Raw genomic sequence first — 20014 nt, 5'->3', positions numbered from 1 at the left:
TTATAATTGATATCAAAGCCGGAGTTCTTTTGGGACTCCGGCTTTTTTGTGCATCAAAAGTTATAATTTAGGTGCTCCAAATTCAGCGTCTGAAAAATAACAGAATGAAAGTTTGCGGATTTACATTTATACGAAACGCCGGGAAGTTCGATTTCCCGATTGTGGAAGCCATAACTTCGGTTTTGCCCATCTGTGATCATGTGGTGGTAGCAGTTGGAAAATCGGAAGATGAAACAAGGAGTATGATTGAAAAAGTTGCTCCCGGCAAAATTTCGATTGTGGATACGGAGTGGGATGAACAGCTAAAGGAGGGAGGCCGGGTGTATGCTTCGGAAACCAACAAGGCGTTCGATGCAATTCCTGCTGAGTACGACTGGTGTTTGTACATTCAGGGCGATGAGGCGCTGCACGAAAAGTATCTGCCGGTGGTAAAAGAGGCCATGCAGCAACACCTCGAAAACAAAGAAGTGGAAGGCCTGCTTTTTGATTACCGGCATTTTTATGGTTCGTACGATTATGTGGGCGATTGCAGGCATTGGTACCGGAAAGAAATCCGGGTGATCCGCAACAACAAAAGTATCCGCTCTTACAAAGACGCACAGGGTTTCCGTAAAGACGGGCAGAAACTAAAGGTGGTGCCTGTTAAGGCCGAAGTTTTTCATTACGGCTGGGTGCGGCATCCGCGGTTTATGAAGCAAAAAGTGGAGGCTGTAAAAGCGTTTTATGATGGCATTTCGGAAGAAGACGCCCTGAGGAAAGCAACAGACCAGGAATTTAATTATGCCGAAGAATTTGACGCACTGGCCCGTTTCGAAGGGACTCACCCCGAAGTGATGCGCGAACGGATTGCCCGTTTGAACTGGGATTTTTACCCCGATCTCAGCAAAATCAATATGAAACTAAAATACCGTTTGTTGTATTGGATTGAGAAACGGACGGGAGCGAGGCTTTTTGAGTACCGGAATTACAGGATTCTGAAGTGATGAGAAATGCGTAAATGCTAAAATTAGCCGCGAGCTATAAGCTACGCGTCATTGGCAATTGAACATTGTATATTGAACATTGGAAATTCAATCCTTCAATCCTTCTGTCCCTGAATACTGAGACTGATCACTGACCACTAAATAACTTCCTGGCAGCCGCCAGCTCATCGGGTTTGCCCACATCCATCCAAAGTTCGGAAGTATCTAAAAATCCTTTGATTTTTTGTGTTTTGGCCAGTTCGAGGTAAACTTCGATAATCGAAAAGCGATCCTGGGGAGGCATGTAATTCAGTATTTCGGGCTGAACCATGTGAATGCCACTAAAGGCCAGTTCTTTTGCCCGGTCATAAACTTCGGGCCGCGAGATTTTGGTTTCACCGCTTCGTTTGTTGATCCAGCCGGCCAGTTGCATGTTGGCATCAAACTTAAAATAGCGCTGCGATTTCCGCCCGCTTACCACCAGGGTGGCCAGATTTCCCGCTTCAAGATGTACTGATTTCAGTTGTTGAAGATCGAAGCTGCTGATGATATCGACATTGTAAATCAGGATGGGAGCTTTCCCCGAAAACAAAGGACCCGCTTTTTTTAGCCCGCCTCCGGTTTCCAGTAACTGGCCCGATTCATTTGAAATCAAAACGGGTACTTCCCATTTATGGCTTTCAATAAAATCGATTACCTGTTGGGCAAAATGATGCACGTTTACAACTATTTTTGATACACCGGCAGCTGAAAGTTTTTCAATGGCTCTTTGCAGCAAGGGTTTTCCGCCCACATCCACCAGTGCTTTGGGGGTGTCGGCTGTTTCACCCAAAAGCCGGGTGCCAAGTCCTGCCGCAAAGATCATTGCTTCCATAGTCGCGGATTTTAGCGCAAGCGGTTCAGGCTTCTGATCAGCGCTTCGTCTTTGCCAATGGCGCGAATGGCCAGCCAGTCGAGAATAACCGCCACTACCGGGAAGGCTACCGGAATTTTAAAAGCCACTTTAGCTCCGTCGAAACCTGCATAGGCAAAATAAAAGAACATGCCAAAGAGTCCCAACAGCAGGATAATGGTGAAAACCAGCAACCTGATCTGGCTGACTCTTTTCTTGTACATAAACAGGATCACTACATGTAACAAAGTAATAAGACCGATAAAGATCAGGATAGGTAAGCCGCTGAATACACTTTCCTGCCCGTTCATAATTCCTTTGGCGTAGAATTCCAGCAATTCGCCGTTCACCGAAAGGTCGGCCAGTTTTAAACCAAAAAGTGTAACAATCAGCACTTCTGCAATCAGGATATATACCGTTTGAATTCGTTGAATCATCGTTGTTATTTTTCAGCAAAAATAGCCAATCAAAAGGTTTCTCAAAATCAAAATGAAGCGGATTAGTAAAAAACCGAATAAACACTAACTTTAGCAATAAAAAGTATGCGCAGGGCTAAACAATAAAATTTATGCTTTGTTTCTGTGAATATTAATCAAAAGTTAAGATAAAATCAACAATGGACAAGTTTTCATCTGTGGGAAATCAAGAGTTAGAGGCAGTTGAGGACCTTTATAAATCGTATCTTGAAGACCCTGAGTCGATTGACAAGAGCTGGCAACATTTTTTTGCGGGATTTGAACTGGCCCGCAAAAATTATCCGGAAAAACCGGGCACCGTTCGGTTGGAGAACATCGACAAAGAATTTGCAATATTAAACCTCATACATGGCTATCGTCAGCGTGGGCATTTGTTCACAAAAACAAACCCTGTAAGAGCCCGTCGTAGGTACCTGCCAACATTGGCGATCGAAAACTTCGGGCTGGGAGAAAAAGACCTGGAAACGGTATTTCAGGCCGGTAACGAAATTGGAATGGGACCGGCAAAACTGAAAGACATCGTTGCGCACCTCGAAGACACTTACTGCCGTTCGGTGGGAGTGGAGTACATGTACATGCGACACCCCGAAGTAATTCAATGGCTTCGCGAGCGCATGGAAGGCTCCCGGAATTCGGAAGAATACACCCACGAAAAAAGGCTGCACTTCTTTTATCACCTCAAACTGGCGGTTGGATTCGAGAATTTCATCCACAAAAAGTTTGTAGGGCAGAAGCGTTTCTCTCTGGAAGGGGCTGAAGCATTGATTCCGGCATTGGACGCAATTATTGAGAAGGGAGCCGAACTGGGGCTGGAAGAGTTTATCATTGGAATGGCACACCGTGGACGTTTAAATGTGCTGGCCAATATTCTTGAAAAACCTTACCAGAATATTTTCAAGGAATTTTACGGAAAAGAATACGAAGACGATATTTCGCAGGGCGATGTAAAATATCACCTGGGTTACGAAAATGAGGTAACCACCGACTTTAACAAGAAGGTGAAACTGAAATTGTTACCCAACCCGTCGCACCTCGAAACCGTGGCACCGATTGCCGAAGGAATGGTTCGTTCGCAGATCGATTCGGTTTACCATGGCGATTACGATAAAGCGGCGGCCATTATTATTCATGGCGATGCGGCCATTGCTGCACAGGGCGTGGTGTACGAAACCATCCAGATGTCGCAGCTGCCCGGCTACAAAACAGGGGGCACCATTCATTTGGTGATCAACAACCAGGTGGGGTTTACCACCCCGTACCTGGAGGCACGTTCCAGCACCTATTGTACCGACGTGGCCAAGGTTACCCGTTCCCCCGTTTTCCATGTGAATGGCGACGATGTGGAGGCACTGATCTATACGATAAAACTGGCGATGGAATTTCGTCAGAAGTTTCATGCCGATGTGTTTATTGATATTTTGTGTTACCGGAAATACGGGCACAACGAGGGCGACGAGCCGCGTTTTACCCAGCCTTTATTGTACAAAGCCATCGCGCGGCACAAGAATCCCCGCGATATTTATGCCGATAAACTCAGCGAACTGGGTGTATTGACACTGGAAGATTCGAGGACAAGAGTGAAAGAGTTTGACCAGTTTCTGGAGGGAAAATACAAGGAATCGGAAAAGATTGAGAAACTGAAGATCCGCCAGTTTATGGTGAAGCCTTACGAACCTTACGAAATGCCCTCAAAAGCGATCTTCAACGAAACGATTGAAACCGGTGTGAAGAAGAGTGTGCTTTTGTCGGTTGCCGAAAAAATCAATGAACTTCCGCAAGACCTGCCTTTCTTTAAAAAGGTAGACCGTATCATTTCGGACCGGAAAATGATGATCCACGACGACCGGCTGGATTGGGCGATGGGAGAGTTGCTGGCTTACGGAACGCTGGTGACTGATGGTCATCCGGTGCGGGTGAGCGGACAGGACAGCGAACGGGGAACCTTTGCACACCGTCATGCCGCTTTTGTGATCGAAGGAACAGAAGATAAATACTATCCGCTGCAACACATAGCCGAAAATCAGGCGCCGTTTAGCGTGTATAACTCGCTGCTTTCAGAATATGCCGTTCTCGGCTTCGAGTATGGTTATTCGCTGGCACAGCCCAACGGACTCACGATTTGGGAGGCACAGTTTGGCGATTTTCACAACGTGGCACAGGTAATTATCGACCAGTACATTACTTCTGCCATCGAAAAATGGGGACTGATGAACGGTCTGACTCTTTTCCTTCCGCATGGTTACGAAGGACAGGGTCCCGAGCATTCCAGCGCACGTATTGAGCGCTTTTTGCAACAGGCAGCCGGAAACAACATCCAGGTAATTGTGCCCAGTACACCGGCCAACTTGTTCCATTTGCTGCGCCGTCAGGTGAAAATGAACATGCGTTTGCCGCTGGTGGTGTTTACACCCAAAAGTTTGTTGCGGCACCCGATGGTAACATCCAAGCTCGAAGAATTCACCAAAGGTGGTTTCCAGGAGATCATTGACGATCATGTGGCAGAACCCGATTTGGTGGAGCGAGTGGTGCTGACTACCGGAAGGCTGTATTACGACCTGGCGAAGTACAAGGTGGAACACGGTATCACGGATGTGGCGCTGGTGAGAATGGAGCAGATTTATCCGATACCGCACAAAGCGATCAACGATATTCTGAAAAAGTATCCAAAGTCGGAAGAACTGATTTGGGCACAGGATGAACCCGAAAACATGGGCGCCTGGCCGTTCCTCGCACGAAAACTCGATTGCCTGGGAATCAAAGGGATCGCACGTCCGGAAAGTGCCAGCCCGGCGGTTGGATTGATGGAAAAACACCGTCAGGGACTGGAGAAACTGATCAGTTCGGTTTTTTCGAAAAAAGAGGTGACCGTTTAGAAGACTCCTTCCATTTCATAAAGAAATGAACCATCGAAAAGTTCTATGTAGCTTTCGGCATTGTTTCTTGTGAATGTGACGAATTATGGAAAGCTTTGAATAAAATTTAGAGATAAATAAAAAACCATGATAATCGAAGTAAAAGTTCCCAGTCCGGGAGAATCGATAACCGAAGTGGAAATAGGCAGCTGGCTTGTTGAAGACGGGGCAGTGGTGTCGAAAAACCAGGAAATTGCCGAGGTTGAATCGGATAAAGCAACCCTGACCATTGTGGCGGCCGAAGGTGGCAAGATTGAAATAAAAGCGGCCGAAGGAGAAACGATTGAAGTAGGTGCCGTTGTTTGCACCATCGATACCAGCGTAGCTCCGGTGGCCCAAAAGGCTGAGGCAAAGGCTGAGGCTGAGGTGAAGGAAGAACCCAAGGTGGAGGCGAAGAAAGAAGCCGATCCTGCCAAAGAAGTAAAAGCATCGGAAGCCTACGATAAGGTAAAAGTGACTTCTGTGGCCAAAGAGATGATGAAGGAGAACGATCTTTCGGTGGACGATGTGATCAACGGGTTGAAACGCCTGGGGAAAAAAGAGGTGGAAGCCGTTTTAAGCGCTCCTGCTGTCGCAGCAGTGGTACAAAAACGCGAAGCAAGCCGTGCCGAAGAACGTGAACGGATGTCGAGCCTGCGCCGGAAATTAAGCGCGCGTTTGGTGGCCGTGAAAAACGAAACCGCTATGTTGACGACCTTCAACGAGATCGACATGAGTTTTGTGATGGACATGCGCAAAAAATACCAGCAAAAGTTTGTGGACAAGCACGGACTGAAGCTCGGGTTTATGTCGTTCTTTACGAAAGCAGCGGCGGTGGCTGCCGAATTTTACCCGATGGTAAATGCACAGATCGACGGGGAAGAGATCGTAATGCCGCAATTTGTGGATGTGGGAATTGCCGTTTCTACGCCCAAAGGTTTGATGGTGCCGATCGTGCGGAATGCCGAAAGTAAATCGGTGCCGGAGATCGAACTGGAAATTAAGGAACTGGCCGAAAAAGCCCGTACCAAAAAGATATCGGTGGAAGAACTGACCGGTGGTACTTTTACCATCACCAACGGTGGTGTGTTTGGCTCCCTGCTTTCCACGCCAATCATCAACCCGCCGCAATCGGCCATCCTGGGGATGCACAACATTGTGGAGCGCCCCGTGGCTGTTAACGGGCAGGTGGTAATCCGCCCGATGATGTACGTGGCTTTGTCGTATGATCACCGTATTATCGACGGAAAAGACTCGGTGGGCTTCCTGGTAAAAGTGAAGGAAATGATTGAAAATCCGGAACGCATGTTTACCAACGGGAAAGACGCCGGCGAGTTATTGCTGGGGATTTAAAAACGTACTTATACGATATGCGAGAACCGTTCCTTCTTTTTGGGGACGGTTCTTTTTTTATAGGATGGGTGGGGAGGCTGTCCAAAAAGTCAGATAAATTTTAAAAAAAACTTACAATTTATGATCGACTTTCATTTTACCCCTCCCAACCTCTCCGTCAGCTGACGGAAGGCTTAAAGTCCCCTATAGGGGATTTAGGGGTGATAACCTAGTGGTTACTTACAAATCGTAAGTTCAATCTAACACAAAAGAATTTTTGATACAGCCTCTAGCCGATGTAAAAAACAGGTATTCAGAACTCTCCGGAATTCTCAATTCAGTAAAAAACAACCTTTCCGCAACTGCGGAACATTCGGAACGGATAAAAATCAACCTTTCCGGGCTTGCGGAAAGTCAGAACCGGCGCCAAAACAAGGTTTCCGTACGTGCGGAAAGTATGAATCCGATTTCAGGCAAGGCTTCCGCACGTGCGGAAAGTATAAGCAGAACACAAAGGAAGGTTTCCGCGAAACAGGTACTTGCAAGAGGCACTATTTTTGTTAAATTGCGTGCATATATTTATGCCCCATGTCTAAGATTTCTTTCATTTACAGTGTTTTTCTTGTTTTAATTATAAGTCAGTTATTTATTAATTCTTCTATAGCTCAAAATGATTTACTCTGGAACTATAATTATGACGACGGATTACGCACAAGTAGAGATTATCTCGTAAAATCATTTATAACCGACAACAACGAAATTATTCTTACAGGGAGAATAGAATCGAGTTTTACCAATACCGATTTTAATTCAGCAAGAATATCCGAAAACGGGAAAATTTTGTGGGAAACCCAGTATTCATCAATTAAAGATGAAGCAGATACAATTGTTTTAAATTATGATGGAGGAGGAATTAATTCACAAGATATTCCTGTTTCAAGCTTTTTAGATAAGGACGATAACCTTTACAGTGCAGTTATTTTGGTGGAGAATTTCAATAATGGACATTTTTCACAAGATGTAGCTGTAATAAAACAGGATAGTCAGGGAAATATCTTATGGAAAAATATCTTCTATCGTCAGAGGATCGATTTTGCGTTAGACGATTATTTTCGTGGTTTTTTTGTTGATTCGGTAGGGAATTCATGGTTACTAACCCGGGCTCCAATTGATACGGGCAATAGTTTGGTTAAATACGACAACGAGGGGAATCAAATCTTTGTTTCTCATTTTGATTTACCTGAAAATACCGATAATAGCAATGCCAAATTAGATCTTATTGATGGAAAAATCACTTTTATTTCTTTTCATACAGGTGTTGGCCCGTTCTTGGTCACTATCTTTTCTGATAGTGGAGAGATTGAAAGGGAATTTCATTTAGGTAACACAGGAGATGTAGGTATGGGGGCAAGGAGATATGAAAGGATTTGGTTTGTTAATTTTCCAACAGGCGAAAAAGTCATTGTAGGTAAATTGTGGTATGACTGGGGTGGTAAAAAGTACTATAAATTAAAAATATTCTACTTTGACAGTAACTGGAATCAGATAGCAGATATTGAACCAGAAAGTATCCCTATAGATGACATCTATCCTCATAAAGTTACTTTGTGTGGCGAAAATATATATATAAATGGCGGCGTTTACTATACATTTGACGACCACATGTCTATGAAGCCGTTTATCCTTCAATACGATAGTAATGCAAATGAAAACCTTATTTATTTAGATAATAAGTACAATCAGGGAGGTTTCGTTAGATCATTAAATGTTTCAAATGATACGGTATATCTTACAGAGAATGTATTCGATTCGTTAACCTATACAACAAACCTTGTGCGCATTGTAAGTACATCTCAAATTGACTATCGCAAAGAAATTGGTGTCAACGGCTATAGATGTCATCCAGAGAATATATTTAAGACGAAAAATTCTCTGATTTTTACAGGAGAGCTTCGAAATACTTTCACACCTCAATATCCCGAAGATACGAATAGCGAACAATGGGTTGCCCGTTTTAATGAAGAGGGGATTGAACAATGGAGCGTAATAAATACTGGTGCCGGGGCTTCAGATATTCAATTTGAAAAGGTTATTTCGGATCGTTTCAACAACACCTATGTATGCGGAGATAGCCAAATTGGACCAATAGGTGATGGAGATAAGCATTTTGACAATCAACATTTATTACTACAAAAGATTGACGCCTTAGGTAATCTGCTTTGGTTCAGGAGATTATCGATTGATGCGACAAAGCAATTATCATATAGATCTGAACATATTAAGTTAGTGTTTAATAAAGATGGTAATATTCTTTTAGCAGGCTTTGTTTATCCAAATATTTATACTTATAAATTTTCCCCAGAGGGAGATCTCCTTGCCCAAAATATTATAGAAACAGAAAGAAGTACGCTTGTAAGAGATATTCATATTGATTCGAAGAACAACATTTATTTGTATTTACCTTATTACTCCAAACCATCACAAATAGTAAAATTATCGTCCGATTTAGAAGAGTTGTGGCGTTTAGATTTTGAGGAAGAGTTAAAAAGAGATGAACCTGGATTTTTCATAGAGCAAGATAATGGTAATATCTGTTTTATCTCGAAAGATGGAGATCTTATTGAAATGTCAGAGAACGGAATACTTAATTCCCGAACAACAATTTCGGAGTTTGAGAGAATTAATCATGTAAGAAAAACAAAAGAAGGAACATACCTGTTAACAGGCACAATAAAGTATGGCTACAGAGATCGTATAAAGATTGTTGAGATAGACTCTACGGGAAAAATTCTTTGGGAGTATAGAGATGAGAATATAGCTGAAGGTAAACACTCGATGGATTTGCCATCTGGCGATATTGTTGTTTTTGGTGGATCGGATGATGGCAGTATTTACTTACGATTTAATGATAAAAGAGAGTTTTGTTATAAAGAAGAGTACCCGGTTAAAATGACTCTTATTTGTGAAGATAGTCTCCAAAATTTACTTATAACAGACAATTATCCCAATAGTACAATAATGAAAATAGCTCCCAATGGAGATTCAATAACTAGTCATCAATATATTAACGACACTTTAGCCGCGAATTTTCAAATAACAGATATTAAAGTAGATGTCTCTAATAATCCGTTAGTTTGTGGTTATATCAACAACATATCATCCATTCAATATTATGTGTGGAGCGTGGGCACTGTAGCTAAATTTTCACAACCTGAGTCTATTAATCAACCTCCGTTATTTATAAAGCGACCTGAGATAGAAAAATTTTCTAATCCAAACTATCGCGATACACTGCTGGCAGTAGATCCTGATGGAGATTCTATTACATATTCAATTGAGCAAGGGCCAGATTGGTTAACATTAACTGGCGGTGGAATTTTGTCTCGAAATGATAATTATTCAACGGATTCATTAATAATATTGAAAGCGACAGATAGTCATGGCGCATATGATAGATTGATTATGACTTACGGATTAGAATCAACAACGGATATAAATACAAATGTTTTGCCAAACGGATATTTTACTGTTTATCCTAATCCAAGTAATGGTTTATTGTATATAAAATTTCAAGAGAACAACCTAAATGAAAAATGCAATGTTGAGCTATATGATATGAAGGGGAATGTTGTTTATAACAAAATATTATTTATCAATTCAGCAGGTGAAAATAACATTAATCTTTCGCCCCTAAATCCCGGACACTATCTGTTAATGATAGACAGAAACCCAAACAATAGTTGTAAAATTATATTGCAATAAGACTTTTATGTCTAAAAGTTCATCGGAAGTAATATTGTGGTTCATATGTGGCTACTTGTAAGGTTGTTTACGGTTGCGTAATTTTTCGATTTAGTTTGCCCATATCCTCCGCTCCGATGCGAATCCTTTCGCGTGGGTGGTAAAATGGCTTTTTGACTTTAAGTACTCGGAACAGTCGTGCGGCAGCGGCATCCTTCAGCAAACGAATTTAATGCCCCGAATAAAATTGAAAATCTTCTTGGACACCGTTGGGCTTTATTGTAAATTCAAAAGCAAATTCAAATCACTTCACCATGAACGAAACATTAAAAGAGCAAATCAAAGAATTTGTTTTGGCTGATATTCACGAAGAGCGCATCAGTGCAAAAGCCGATCCGTTCTGGCAGTCGCTGCGTGATGCCGGAACCCAGCTGTGGCTCGATACCGGCGACATGGACGAAGCCGAAAAAAACTGGTCGGCCGAAATGACCGCACTTACCACCAACAATACGCTGGTAAACAAGGAAATTCAGAAAGGCATTTACGACGGATTTATCGCCCAGGCGCGCGAAATTGTCAGTGAGCTTCCGGTGGAGGAGCAGATTGTTGAAATTGCTTTTATCCTGAATGCGCGGCACGGAATGCGGCTGGCTAAGAAATTCGGCGGCTTTGTAAGTGTGGAGCTTCATACCAACACGGCGCATCATTTTGATGCCATTGTTGATTACGGTTTGCGCTACTACAATATTAATCCCGAACAGTTTATCGTGAAAGTGCCGTACACGGCGGTTGGTCTGCTGGGGGCACGCCGCTTGCGCGAGCTGGGGGTGAAGATCAATTTTACACTTGAATTTTCAGCACGTCAAAACCTGATGGTGGCAGCCATTACCAAACCCAATTACTGCAACGTATTTTTAGGGAGAATTGGCGCTTATATGAAAGATAACGGACTGGGAAGTGGTGAAGGGGCAGGCGAGCGGACCGTGCTTTCGACCCAGAAGATCGTAAAAGAAATCAGTGGAAATAACCCGGTGCCGACACAGCTGATTGCCGCCAGTTTGCGCGGTTATTCTCAGCTTGATGCGCTGGCCGGAACCGATGTTTATACAATGCCAACCAAAGTAGCCGCTGACGGAAAAATTCATCTCGACGGAAAATTTACTTCAAAGGTGAATGAGGTATACCCGGTTGATTTGACTGAAGACGCAGCAAAATATTCGCCCGAAAAGCTTTGGGACATCAGTGAAGGAGAGCTAACTTTGGCCCGCAACCTGGATCGGGATTGCCCCAAAGACGGCAACGAACTGATTGACCGGGTGCACCGTGCCGGCTGCGGCGATATGTTCCCGTACTTAAGTGAGAAGGATTTGGGCTTTATTGCGTCCGACGGGAAAATACCCAGGCACGAACGCTGGGCTTCGCGTATCGAAAGTGGCGAACTGGCCATTGATACCTTGCTAAACCTGGCAGGTTTGGCTTCGTTTACAGCCGATCAGAAGGAACTGGACGACCGTATCCGAAGAATCATCACCGAAGGATGAACGAGAATGAAATAAAGTAGTTTGAAACATAATTGAAAAAAGAATTGTATGTCGGTTTTACTTTTTGACGAAACACCTTACGAGATCATAAACAACAGGGTAAAGCGAAAATTAATCCACACTGAAAACCTGATGACGGTGGTGGTTGATTTTTCCGAAGGTCCATGGCCGGAGGCCGATCCCCTGCATAATCACCCACACGAGCAGACCTCGTATGTGGCAGAAGGAGAGCTTGTTTTTTATTGCGAAGGAGAGCCCGATAAACTTTTGAAAGTTGGTGATATGTTTGCGGTTCCGCCGTATAAAAAGCATGCCGTTAAACTGCTTAGTAAAACCGCCCGTTTAATCGACAGTTTTAACCCTATACGGGAAGATTTTCTGAAGTAAATAAGATAGGCAAAGGCTAAGGCTGAGGCTGAGACAGAGGAGCAAGTGCATTCAAGTTTCCTGTCTCAGTCTTAGTTTTCAATTGTTAAAGGCATAAGTGCTTGAATGCGAGAATAAGTTATGATCTACAAGCCACAAGTTGCAGGTGAAACTAAAAAAAATCAATCTCCTCGTCAATCCATTCAATCTAATAATTCAATTCTTTTTTCCCTGAAAACTGAGACTGAAAACTGCGACTTTTGTAATACTGAAAACGAATCAGTCCTTCAATCCCTCAGTTAAAAAGTATAAACCAGCGTAAGTCCTTTTTGCCGGCCCATGGAAAAGGGAAAAATATCGAGTCGTTTCATGTGCTGCCAGTCCCATTTGTACTGGTGGGTTAAATAAATAAGTTCGGTGCTGATCATTCCAATTCCGGCGCCGGCGAGCACATCCGGAAACCAGTGGCCTCCCTTGGCAAACCGCATAGCTCCCACAGCGGTAGCACACGAATAGGCTCCAATGCTGTACCAAACGCTGTTTTCTCCATATTCGTGATGAATGACCTGTGCCGCAGCAAACACCAGGGATGTATGCCCCGACGGGAAAGAACCGGGATCGCCAGTCGGGCGTTTTTCATCGAAGATATTTTTGAGCGACTTGGTAATGACGGTATTTACTAGAAGGCTTTTAAACAAAATAGCAGATTGGTTACCGATGTTGTTTTGGGCTTTCACGCCCAGGGCATTTAGCGCATAAAGGCCTACAACCGGTCCAAAACGAAGATAGTCGTCAGCAGCGCCTTGGTAATTGTGGTTTTTCCATACCCATTCCTGAGCATCGTATTTCAGATCAGAGTAATTAAATACGGTACCACCTGCAATCAGCACAGCCGGAATGATGAAGGGTTTTACGCCTCTTTTCCGGTCGGCATACCTGAAATCAATCCGGTGCAGGCTGTCGTTATGAAATTCGCCAAAACGTGCACTCTCGAAGGCTGGTTTCGAGTGCCCCGATTTTTCAGGGAAAAAAGCAAAGCCCAACGATGGAAAGCCTGACAACAAAGTTGCGAACAGGATTAGAGTTACAGGTAGTTTATTCATGCCGTAAAAATAAGAAAAGGAAGGTAACAAACTCGCTGTGCTTCGGCGTCTGGGCGGATTATGTAAATTTGTTTCGCAAATATTCACTATCTTGCCGCAACAACTAAAACAGATCCACATGCAGAACCAGGCAAAAATTTTATTTACCATCGCTTTTTGTGTGATTGCCTATGTTGCCGGAAGTCAGAACCTTGTGTTAAGCGCCGGTGGTACTTATTCCATGATTCCGTTTGAGCAGGCTGCCGGAAACAGCTTTTTAAATGAAAGCTTTGTAGGGCCAGGTGCACATGGAGGTGCTTTTCTGGAAGGAACGCTGAAAAAGAAACGAAAAGAAGAGTTGGTTTTTTCGATCGGGCTTTTGGGTGAGTATAAAATGACGACTCAGAAAATCAGTGATTACAACATTGAAAACAAATTAAACCTGATTTATGTAAACATGCCTGCGTATTTGTTTTACCGCTACAAGTTGCGTTCTCGTTCAAAAGTATATGTGGGGGCCGGGCCTTATGTTAGTTATGGTGTTAGTGGCCGGGGAGAAGTAGCCAGTGTAGGTGAGATGGAAGGAGGACAATTCAAAATTACCTGGGGAAGCACGGAAAACGAAGATTATATGAAACCTCTGGATTACGGGGTAAGTGCCAAAGCAGGCTATCGTAGTTACGGCGGGTTTGATATTTCTGCTTCGTATGATTATGGATTTCCGGATGTTTTCGTGCTCTATAAAAATCAAAGCATGAAACACCGTGCATTCCGGCTGACCATTGGGTATGCGCTTCCTTTGTCTGACTAGCAAGGCATGAGTTCAGCAGAGAGGATACCGGTTTACAGCCTTCGCAGTTTTAGTAAGCAGGAGCGCGAAAGTCAGCAGTTCCAGGTGGAAGTGTTCGACGCCAACCGGCATTTCTCGGTAAAATATCCACACCGTCACGATTTTTTTGAGGTACTCTACCTCGCGCGGGGAACCGGTTCGCATGTAATCGACGGCAACAAATACGAAATAAAACCACCCTGCGTGTTTTTTATGTCACCAGGTCAGGCGCATAAAATTGAGTTCTCGCACGATATCGAAGGGTTCATTTTTATTTTCACACCCGAGTTTTACCTGATCGATTACAACAACCCCAACCGGCTCATCGAGTTTCCGTTTTTCTTTACCATCCGGCAGGATAACCCGCCTTTGTTGCTTCAAAGCGATAGTGATGTGGTGTTTCTAGAGAGCCTTTTTAAAAAGGGAATTGCAGAACTGGAGAAAAACGAGGGGTATTCGGTTGAATTGTTGCACGCGCTGCTCGATCTCATTCTGCACTTCTGTGCGGCTTTGTACGATACCGATAAAAGTGTTCTTTCGGGGAAAGGACATGTGATCGTAAAAAAATTCTACCAACTGGTGGAAGAGAATTACGGCAATAATTTGAGTGTGGCCCAGTATGCCGATCTGATGGCGCTTACCCCCAATCATCTGACACAAACTGTTACCCGTCTTACCGGCAAAACATCGTCGGAAATTATTAAAGCCAAGCAGATACTGGAAATAAAACGACTGCTGGTGCATACCAGCTTGAGTGTTTCAGATATTGCGGCTCAACTGAATTTTGCCGATCAAAGTTATTTTGCCAAGTTTTTTAAACGTGAAACGGGTTTGTCGCCATTGCAATACCGGGCAAGATCATTAAAATAGTTTTGGGAGGGGCTGAATTAAGCGCATAGAAGAAATCTGAAAATAAAATTTCCGGCCCGTTTTAATATCGAAAATATTACTACTTTCATCAAAAATCAACTCTCAGAATGTACTATCTAAAGTGTGAGAAATGTGGCCATTATAATTCTGTTATTTCAGAGTATATGGTGTATTGCGGAAAATGTAAAATACATCTGCCCAATAACTATATTGATTGGGTGAGTAAAAATCCAAACAAGAATTTTGATGATTTTAAACAGCTGGTTTGCATCAGCCAATCGGATGTGCCGACGCAAAATACAACAGTAGTAAAGCCTCCGAAGAGAAGTGAAGCATCATCTTCAGTTCCCCCAAAACGGCGTAAGCGAAAACTTACAAAAAGCCAGCTGATTGGGATTATTGTGGGCGCTATTGTAGCAGCTGTATTCACTCAGATTGGGAAATATGCCGCAACGGAATTAAAAGAGTTCATACAGATGCGGAAAATTGAATCGGTAGAATTTGCCGCCCCTGATACTACTAACTGGAATTCGTTTACCTGCGATAAAGCTAATTTTGAGATGTTGTTTCCCCAAACGCCAATGGAACTCTCTCAGGATGTGGAAGTCGAAAATGGTGAATTAAGGGTTGTTATGTACATGTATGAGCCTGAATTGGGGGCGGATGCCAATTTGCTTTATGGCGCTAGTTTTACAATTTACCCGGATATGATTGATTCTGATGAAATGAGCGGAGAACAACTGGAGGCATTCTTTGAGAACTCAATAGGCGGTACTGTAACGGGTATGGAGGGGAGGTTACTTTCGACTTATGTGATTGATTACAATGGCTATCCCGGGCGTGAAATAAATGTCGAAATAAAGAATGGAATGGCTGTCGCTAAAGTGAGAAGCTATTTGGTAAAAAATACCATGTACATGTTACAGGTAATTTATCCTGCAAAACATAGTTTTAATACTTCAGTCAACTATTTTCTCGATTCATTTAAACTAAAGGGAGTGTAACGTTGCCTTTAAAATTGCAATTTCTTTAAATTTGTAAATCATTGAAAATTAAGTTTATCTTCCGGAGGTGGTAATGGCTTAATCTGATGGCTCCCATGAAAATTACCTAAAAATCCCGTAAATTTACATTCCAGTCTGGCTATTATTTTATTGCTTTGTAAAGTAAAGCCGCGAAGCCTGCTAACAGCGTTTCCCGGCAGCCATAACAGACGAATAATCATTAAAAAATAAAACAGATGGCAAATTATTTCAATTCACTTCCCTTACGTCTTCAGTTAGACCAGCTGGGAAAATGCGATTTCATGGAAGAAAGTGAATTTGCAAACGGAGTAGAAAAATTAAAAGGAAAACAAATAGTTGTTTTGGGTTGTGGTGCCCAGGGATTGAACCAGGGTTTAAACCTGCGCGATAGCGGGTTGAATGTAGCCTACGCATTGCGTCAGGAAGCGATTGAGCAGAAACGTGCATCGTATGTAAATGCTACGGAGAATGGTTTTGAAGTGGGCACTTTCGAGGAACTGGTTCCGAAAGCCGACCTGGTTTTGAACCTTACTCCGGATAAACAACATACTCCGGTGGTGAACAAGGTAGTTCCCTTGATGAAAAAAGGTGCTTGCCTGGCTTATTCGCACGGTTTTAACATTGTGGAAGAAGGCATGCAAGTGCGCGACGATATTACCGTAATTATGGTAGCTCCAAAATCTCCAGGATCAGAAGTTCGTGCCGAATACGTTCGCGGATTTGGCGTGCCTACGTTGATTGCGGTTCACCGTGAAAACGACCCGAATGGCGACGGACTGGAAATTGCCAAAGCTTATGCTGCCGGAACAGGCGGCCACAAAGCAGGCGTTCTTTTGTCATCGTTTATTGCCGAGGTGAAATCGGACCTGATGGGTGAGCAAACCATTCTTTGCGGATTGCTGCAAACCGGTTCTATCCTGAGTTTCGACAAGATGGTGGAAAAAGGTATCGATCCCGGTTATGCTTCCAAATTGGTTCAGTACGGATGGGAAACCATTACCGAAGCTTTGAAACTAGGTGGTATTACACACATGATGGATCGTTTGTCGAACCCGGCAAAAGTGGAAGCTTTTAAACTGGCACAGGAACTGAAAGACATCATGCGTCCGTTGTTTGAAAAACACATGGATGATATTATGAGTGGTGCGTTCTCGTCAACCATGATGGAAGACTGGGCCAACGACGATACAAAATTGTTGACCTGGCGTGCTGCCACAGGCGAAACAGCTTTTGAAAAAACACCGGCCGGTGATGTGGAAATCAGTGAACAGGAATATTTCGATAACGGAACGTTGATGGTGGCCTTTGTGAAAGCAGGTGTGGAACTGGCTTTTGAAGTGATGACTGAATCAGGCATCAAGGAAGAATCTGCTTATTACGAATCGTTGCACGAAACTCCGCTGATCGCCAACACCATTGCCCGTAAGAAACTGTTCGAAATGAACCGTACTATTTCTGACACTGCGGAATATGGTTGTTACCTGTTCGATCATGCCTGCAAACCTTTGCTGACCGATTTCATGAAGAAAATAGATACCAACCTGATTGGTAAAAACTTCAACGCAGGAATCGATGCACACGTGGATAACAAGGAATTGATCGACATCAACGAAGAGATTCGTTACCACGATGTGGAAATTATTGGTGCCGAATTGCGGGAAGCAATGGGTGCGATGAAATCGATCATCTAGAAAAGAAGAAGAACAGACTTTTCATAGTTGGAAGCCTGCTCCGTTTGGGGCAGGCTTTTATTTTTCATCTTAACTTATTCCTGGAAGATTTCTTTTCCTGTTGTAACAAAAAGCGAGCTTTGTTTTTAGGCTAAACACTTGAAGTTGCAATAAATACTATTTCAGAACTTTTGTTTCTTTCTTTTGTGTCAAAAATCTGTTTGTCAGTAAATTGTATTGTTCGTAAAATGGCGAATTGATTGCTTATTTTGCTAAGAGTCTGCTTTATTTTTCATAACTTGCAGAGAAGTATTTAATAGGATGGCAACCTCGTTTGCACTGATATTGTACCAAAATATGTTGTTTGGTGAGGGTTTGGAAAGTATTCTTGTTCGACACGATTTTTTAGTCAGGAAATATCCTATCTCCAAAAGCAACACGGATCTTATATCTACTCATCCGAATCCCGATATTCTCATTCTTGAATTCAACTGGCCCTGCCAAAATCTAGATCAATTCATAAGAAATAATGAAATGATCCATAACAGCAACATTAAAACTCTTCTGGTAACCAATATTGTGAATAAGTACATTCTTCGCTTGATTCGAAATGAAAAGATCCAGGGAATCGTTTTAAAATGCAGCGATGCCGAAGAGCTTATTTTTGCCCTAAAGCAAGTGGCGGACGATAAAAAATATTATTCCTCGCTGGTGGCAAACCTGGTTTTTAACGATAGCCCAGAGATGGAGGAAGTAAGGATAAGCAAACGGGAAAAGCAAATTCTGACGCTTTTGGCTGAAATGAAAACTACGGCCGAAATAGCTGATGATTTATCCATTAGTCCTTCTACCGTAAAAACCCACCGTAGAAACTTGCTCCAGAAGTTCAAAGCAAAAAGCTTGTTGTGTTTACTGCGTTTGGCGTGCCGGCAAAATCTTTTGAACGAAGAAACCGATTATTGCGGTTGCTGTTATAAAAAGTTTATAGGTCAGCTCAATTAATACCACTTTCGGTTACTTTTTCTCGTCTTTCAGTAATTATTTTTCATCGTATTGCGGATTGATTGAGATTTGGCTTAATTGTAACTTGCGTAATACTAGTTGATTGAAAACCAAGGCCCTCTGCATTAAATCTTGCCACATGTAGTAAAACAATTAAACGAAAAGCGATGAAAAAAAGTAATTTTTTGTTGTATGTAATCGTATTGGGCATTGGTTTTATTTTCACACAATGCATCCAAGACGAGAACTTTGAACAACCCCCGGAAATGGCCTTGAAATCCGGTGAAACGGTTGATGCCGGAAACTGTCTTTCTTTTCCTGTTGTATGGGCAGAAGGTGTAACCAAGAATTTAAGAGGTACTGCCGGAGTGGAGCCGGTAACAAACGGAGAATGGTGGTATTGGTGGGGCACCAACGACGATGGTACCCCAATGAGTGGCCAGCCCGATCCGGATGATACTGATTTTATCGACAACAGTATTTCCGACAGTGTTGATGTAACCAAAATTCCCGGAGAAGGCTGGTTAAAGGTGTTTTTGCAAAAGGATGAGTACAACGTTTGGCAGGCGGAAGCCACAGATGGCAGTTTGGCCCCGGTTGTAGTTAATGCGATTGATTGGGGAGATAACCTGGAATCCGTTCCCTGGTATTTGAATTCGAAGGTGAGGACCGAAGTTGTTTTGTACAAGAACAATCTTTCGCCGACGATGCTTCAATACGAAATGCGTCATGTTTCGGGATGGGGGATTGATGAGGTTCACGGACTGGCTGTGGCGCACCAGGAAAATTCTGAAAATGCTTTAACCATTGAAAGTACAGAAGCCACTGTTTATTCAGCCTGTGCCCGGCTCACCATTCAAAAACTTGACATTCCAAGAACCGAGATTGAAGAAGGAATGCTGGTATGGCAGCCCGGTGAAGGATGGACCGAAAACGATACTATTTCTGAAGATCTGATTGAGGAGCCGGTTTTCAATCTGTCGGTTGCTGACGGGGGTGACGGGCCGGGTTATTATTCTGCCGAAATAAACGTAAAAGGGAAAGTGATTTACGGCTACACCTGGAATGTGCGAAAACTCAACGACGGTGCCGGAGATTACCGCCTTACCTTTAGTTTCGATTCAACAGGTACCAATTGTGTTGATCTGAATACCTTTTTTGAAGAAGGAACTACAGAGATTTTAGTGCCACTTGAGGAGGAAGAAGTGATAGTGGCAGCCGAAGAAACAGAGCACGGTGGAGGAGTGGCTAAAATTGATTTTGCCAATAACCTGACCTACATCGATGTGCACATTGATGATGCGAAAGGTGGAAATAAAAAATAGCGGTAAGCAG

15 protein-coding genes are annotated in these 20014 nt (G+C 43.1%); 12 read left to right on the top strand and 3 right to left on the bottom strand.

The genetic code is table 11. The features are described from left to right. Positions 1–104: 104 nt before the first annotated feature. Positions 105–983, top strand: coding sequence for a hypothetical protein (locus INQ51_RS00235; protein ID WP_233375883.1), 879 nt, complete (start codon positions 105–107; stop codon positions 981–983). Between the two features lie 127 nt (positions 984–1110). Here the strand turns inward: INQ51_RS00235 and INQ51_RS00230 are convergent, their stop codons facing one another. Further along, positions 1111–1836: a nucleotidyltransferase family protein gene (locus tag INQ51_RS00230; protein WP_233375882.1), complete on the bottom strand. Its 726-nt coding sequence runs from the start codon at positions 1834–1836 to the stop codon at positions 1111–1113. Between the two features lie 11 nt (positions 1837–1847). Then, positions 1848–2291: a DUF4293 domain-containing protein gene (locus tag INQ51_RS00225; RefSeq protein WP_233375881.1), complete on the bottom strand. Its 444-nt coding sequence runs from the start codon at positions 2289–2291 to the stop codon at positions 1848–1850. 179 nt (positions 2292–2470) lie between these two features. Here INQ51_RS00225 and INQ51_RS00220 point away from each other — a divergent pair, with 179 nt between their 5' ends. The 5 genes from INQ51_RS00220 to INQ51_RS00200 all read left to right on the top strand — a co-directional run bounded on the left by INQ51_RS00220 (position 2471) and on the right by INQ51_RS00200 (position 12222). Continuing rightward, on the top strand, positions 2471–5203 hold the full coding sequence (locus INQ51_RS00220; protein ID WP_233375880.1) for a 2-oxoglutarate dehydrogenase E1 component: 2733 nt from the start codon (positions 2471–2473) through the stop codon (positions 5201–5203). 126 nt (positions 5204–5329) lie between these two features. After that, complete coding sequence (odhB, locus tag INQ51_RS00215; RefSeq protein WP_233375879.1) at positions 5330–6574, top strand: 2-oxoglutarate dehydrogenase complex dihydrolipoyllysine-residue succinyltransferase; 1245 nt, start codon at positions 5330–5332, stop codon at positions 6572–6574. A gap of 567 nt (positions 6575–7141) precedes the next feature. Next, positions 7142–10315: a T9SS type A sorting domain-containing protein gene (locus INQ51_RS00210; RefSeq protein ID WP_233375878.1), complete on the top strand. Its 3174-nt coding sequence runs from the start codon at positions 7142–7144 to the stop codon at positions 10313–10315. 293 nt (positions 10316–10608) lie between these two features. Continuing rightward, positions 10609–11835, top strand: a complete 1227-nt coding sequence (locus tag INQ51_RS00205; RefSeq protein ID WP_233375877.1) for a transaldolase family protein — start codon at positions 10609–10611, stop codon at positions 11833–11835. A 48-nt stretch (positions 11836–11883) separates the two neighbouring features. Beyond that, positions 11884–12222 (top strand): cupin domain-containing protein, encoded by a 339-nt coding sequence (locus INQ51_RS00200; protein ID WP_233375876.1) that lies wholly within the window; start codon positions 11884–11886, stop codon positions 12220–12222. A 278-nt stretch (positions 12223–12500) separates the two neighbouring features. Here INQ51_RS00200 and INQ51_RS00195 read toward each other — a convergent pair whose 3' ends face one another. Next, positions 12501–13304 (bottom strand): phosphatase PAP2 family protein, encoded by an 804-nt coding sequence (locus tag INQ51_RS00195; RefSeq protein ID WP_233375875.1) that lies wholly within the window; start codon positions 13302–13304, stop codon positions 12501–12503. Positions 13305–13422: 118 nt separating this feature from the next. Between INQ51_RS00195 and INQ51_RS00190 the strand changes: the two genes are divergently transcribed. The 6 genes from INQ51_RS00190 to INQ51_RS00165 all read left to right on the top strand — a co-directional run bounded on the left by INQ51_RS00190 (position 13423) and on the right by INQ51_RS00165 (position 20004). Next, positions 13423–14094: an outer membrane beta-barrel protein gene (locus tag INQ51_RS00190; RefSeq protein ID WP_233375874.1), complete on the top strand. Its 672-nt coding sequence runs from the start codon at positions 13423–13425 to the stop codon at positions 14092–14094. A gap of 6 nt (positions 14095–14100) precedes the next feature. Then, a complete protein-coding gene (locus INQ51_RS00185; protein WP_233375873.1) occupies positions 14101–14982 on the top strand; it encodes an AraC family transcriptional regulator in 882 nt (293 codons plus the stop codon). A 107-nt stretch (positions 14983–15089) separates the two neighbouring features. Next, complete coding sequence (locus tag INQ51_RS00180) at positions 15090–15986, top strand: hypothetical protein (RefSeq protein WP_233375872.1); 897 nt, start codon at positions 15090–15092, stop codon at positions 15984–15986. A 236-nt stretch (positions 15987–16222) separates the two neighbouring features. Next, positions 16223–17698 (top strand): ketol-acid reductoisomerase, encoded by a 1476-nt coding sequence (gene ilvC / locus INQ51_RS00175; protein WP_233375871.1) that lies wholly within the window; start codon positions 16223–16225, stop codon positions 17696–17698. Between the two features lie 513 nt (positions 17699–18211). After that, positions 18212–18679 (top strand): response regulator transcription factor, encoded by a 468-nt coding sequence (locus INQ51_RS00170; protein WP_233375870.1) that lies wholly within the window; start codon positions 18212–18214, stop codon positions 18677–18679. A gap of 167 nt (positions 18680–18846) precedes the next feature. Next, complete coding sequence (locus INQ51_RS00165; RefSeq protein ID WP_233375869.1) at positions 18847–20004, top strand: hypothetical protein; 1158 nt, start codon at positions 18847–18849, stop codon at positions 20002–20004. The last annotated feature ends 10 nt before the right edge of the window (positions 20005–20014 follow it).

It is taken from the genome of Maribellus sp. CM-23, assembly GCF_021354595.1.
GTDB lineage: Bacteria > Bacteroidota > Bacteroidia > Bacteroidales > Prolixibacteraceae > Draconibacterium.
This window is presented reverse-complemented; position numbering and strand designations above follow the sequence as displayed.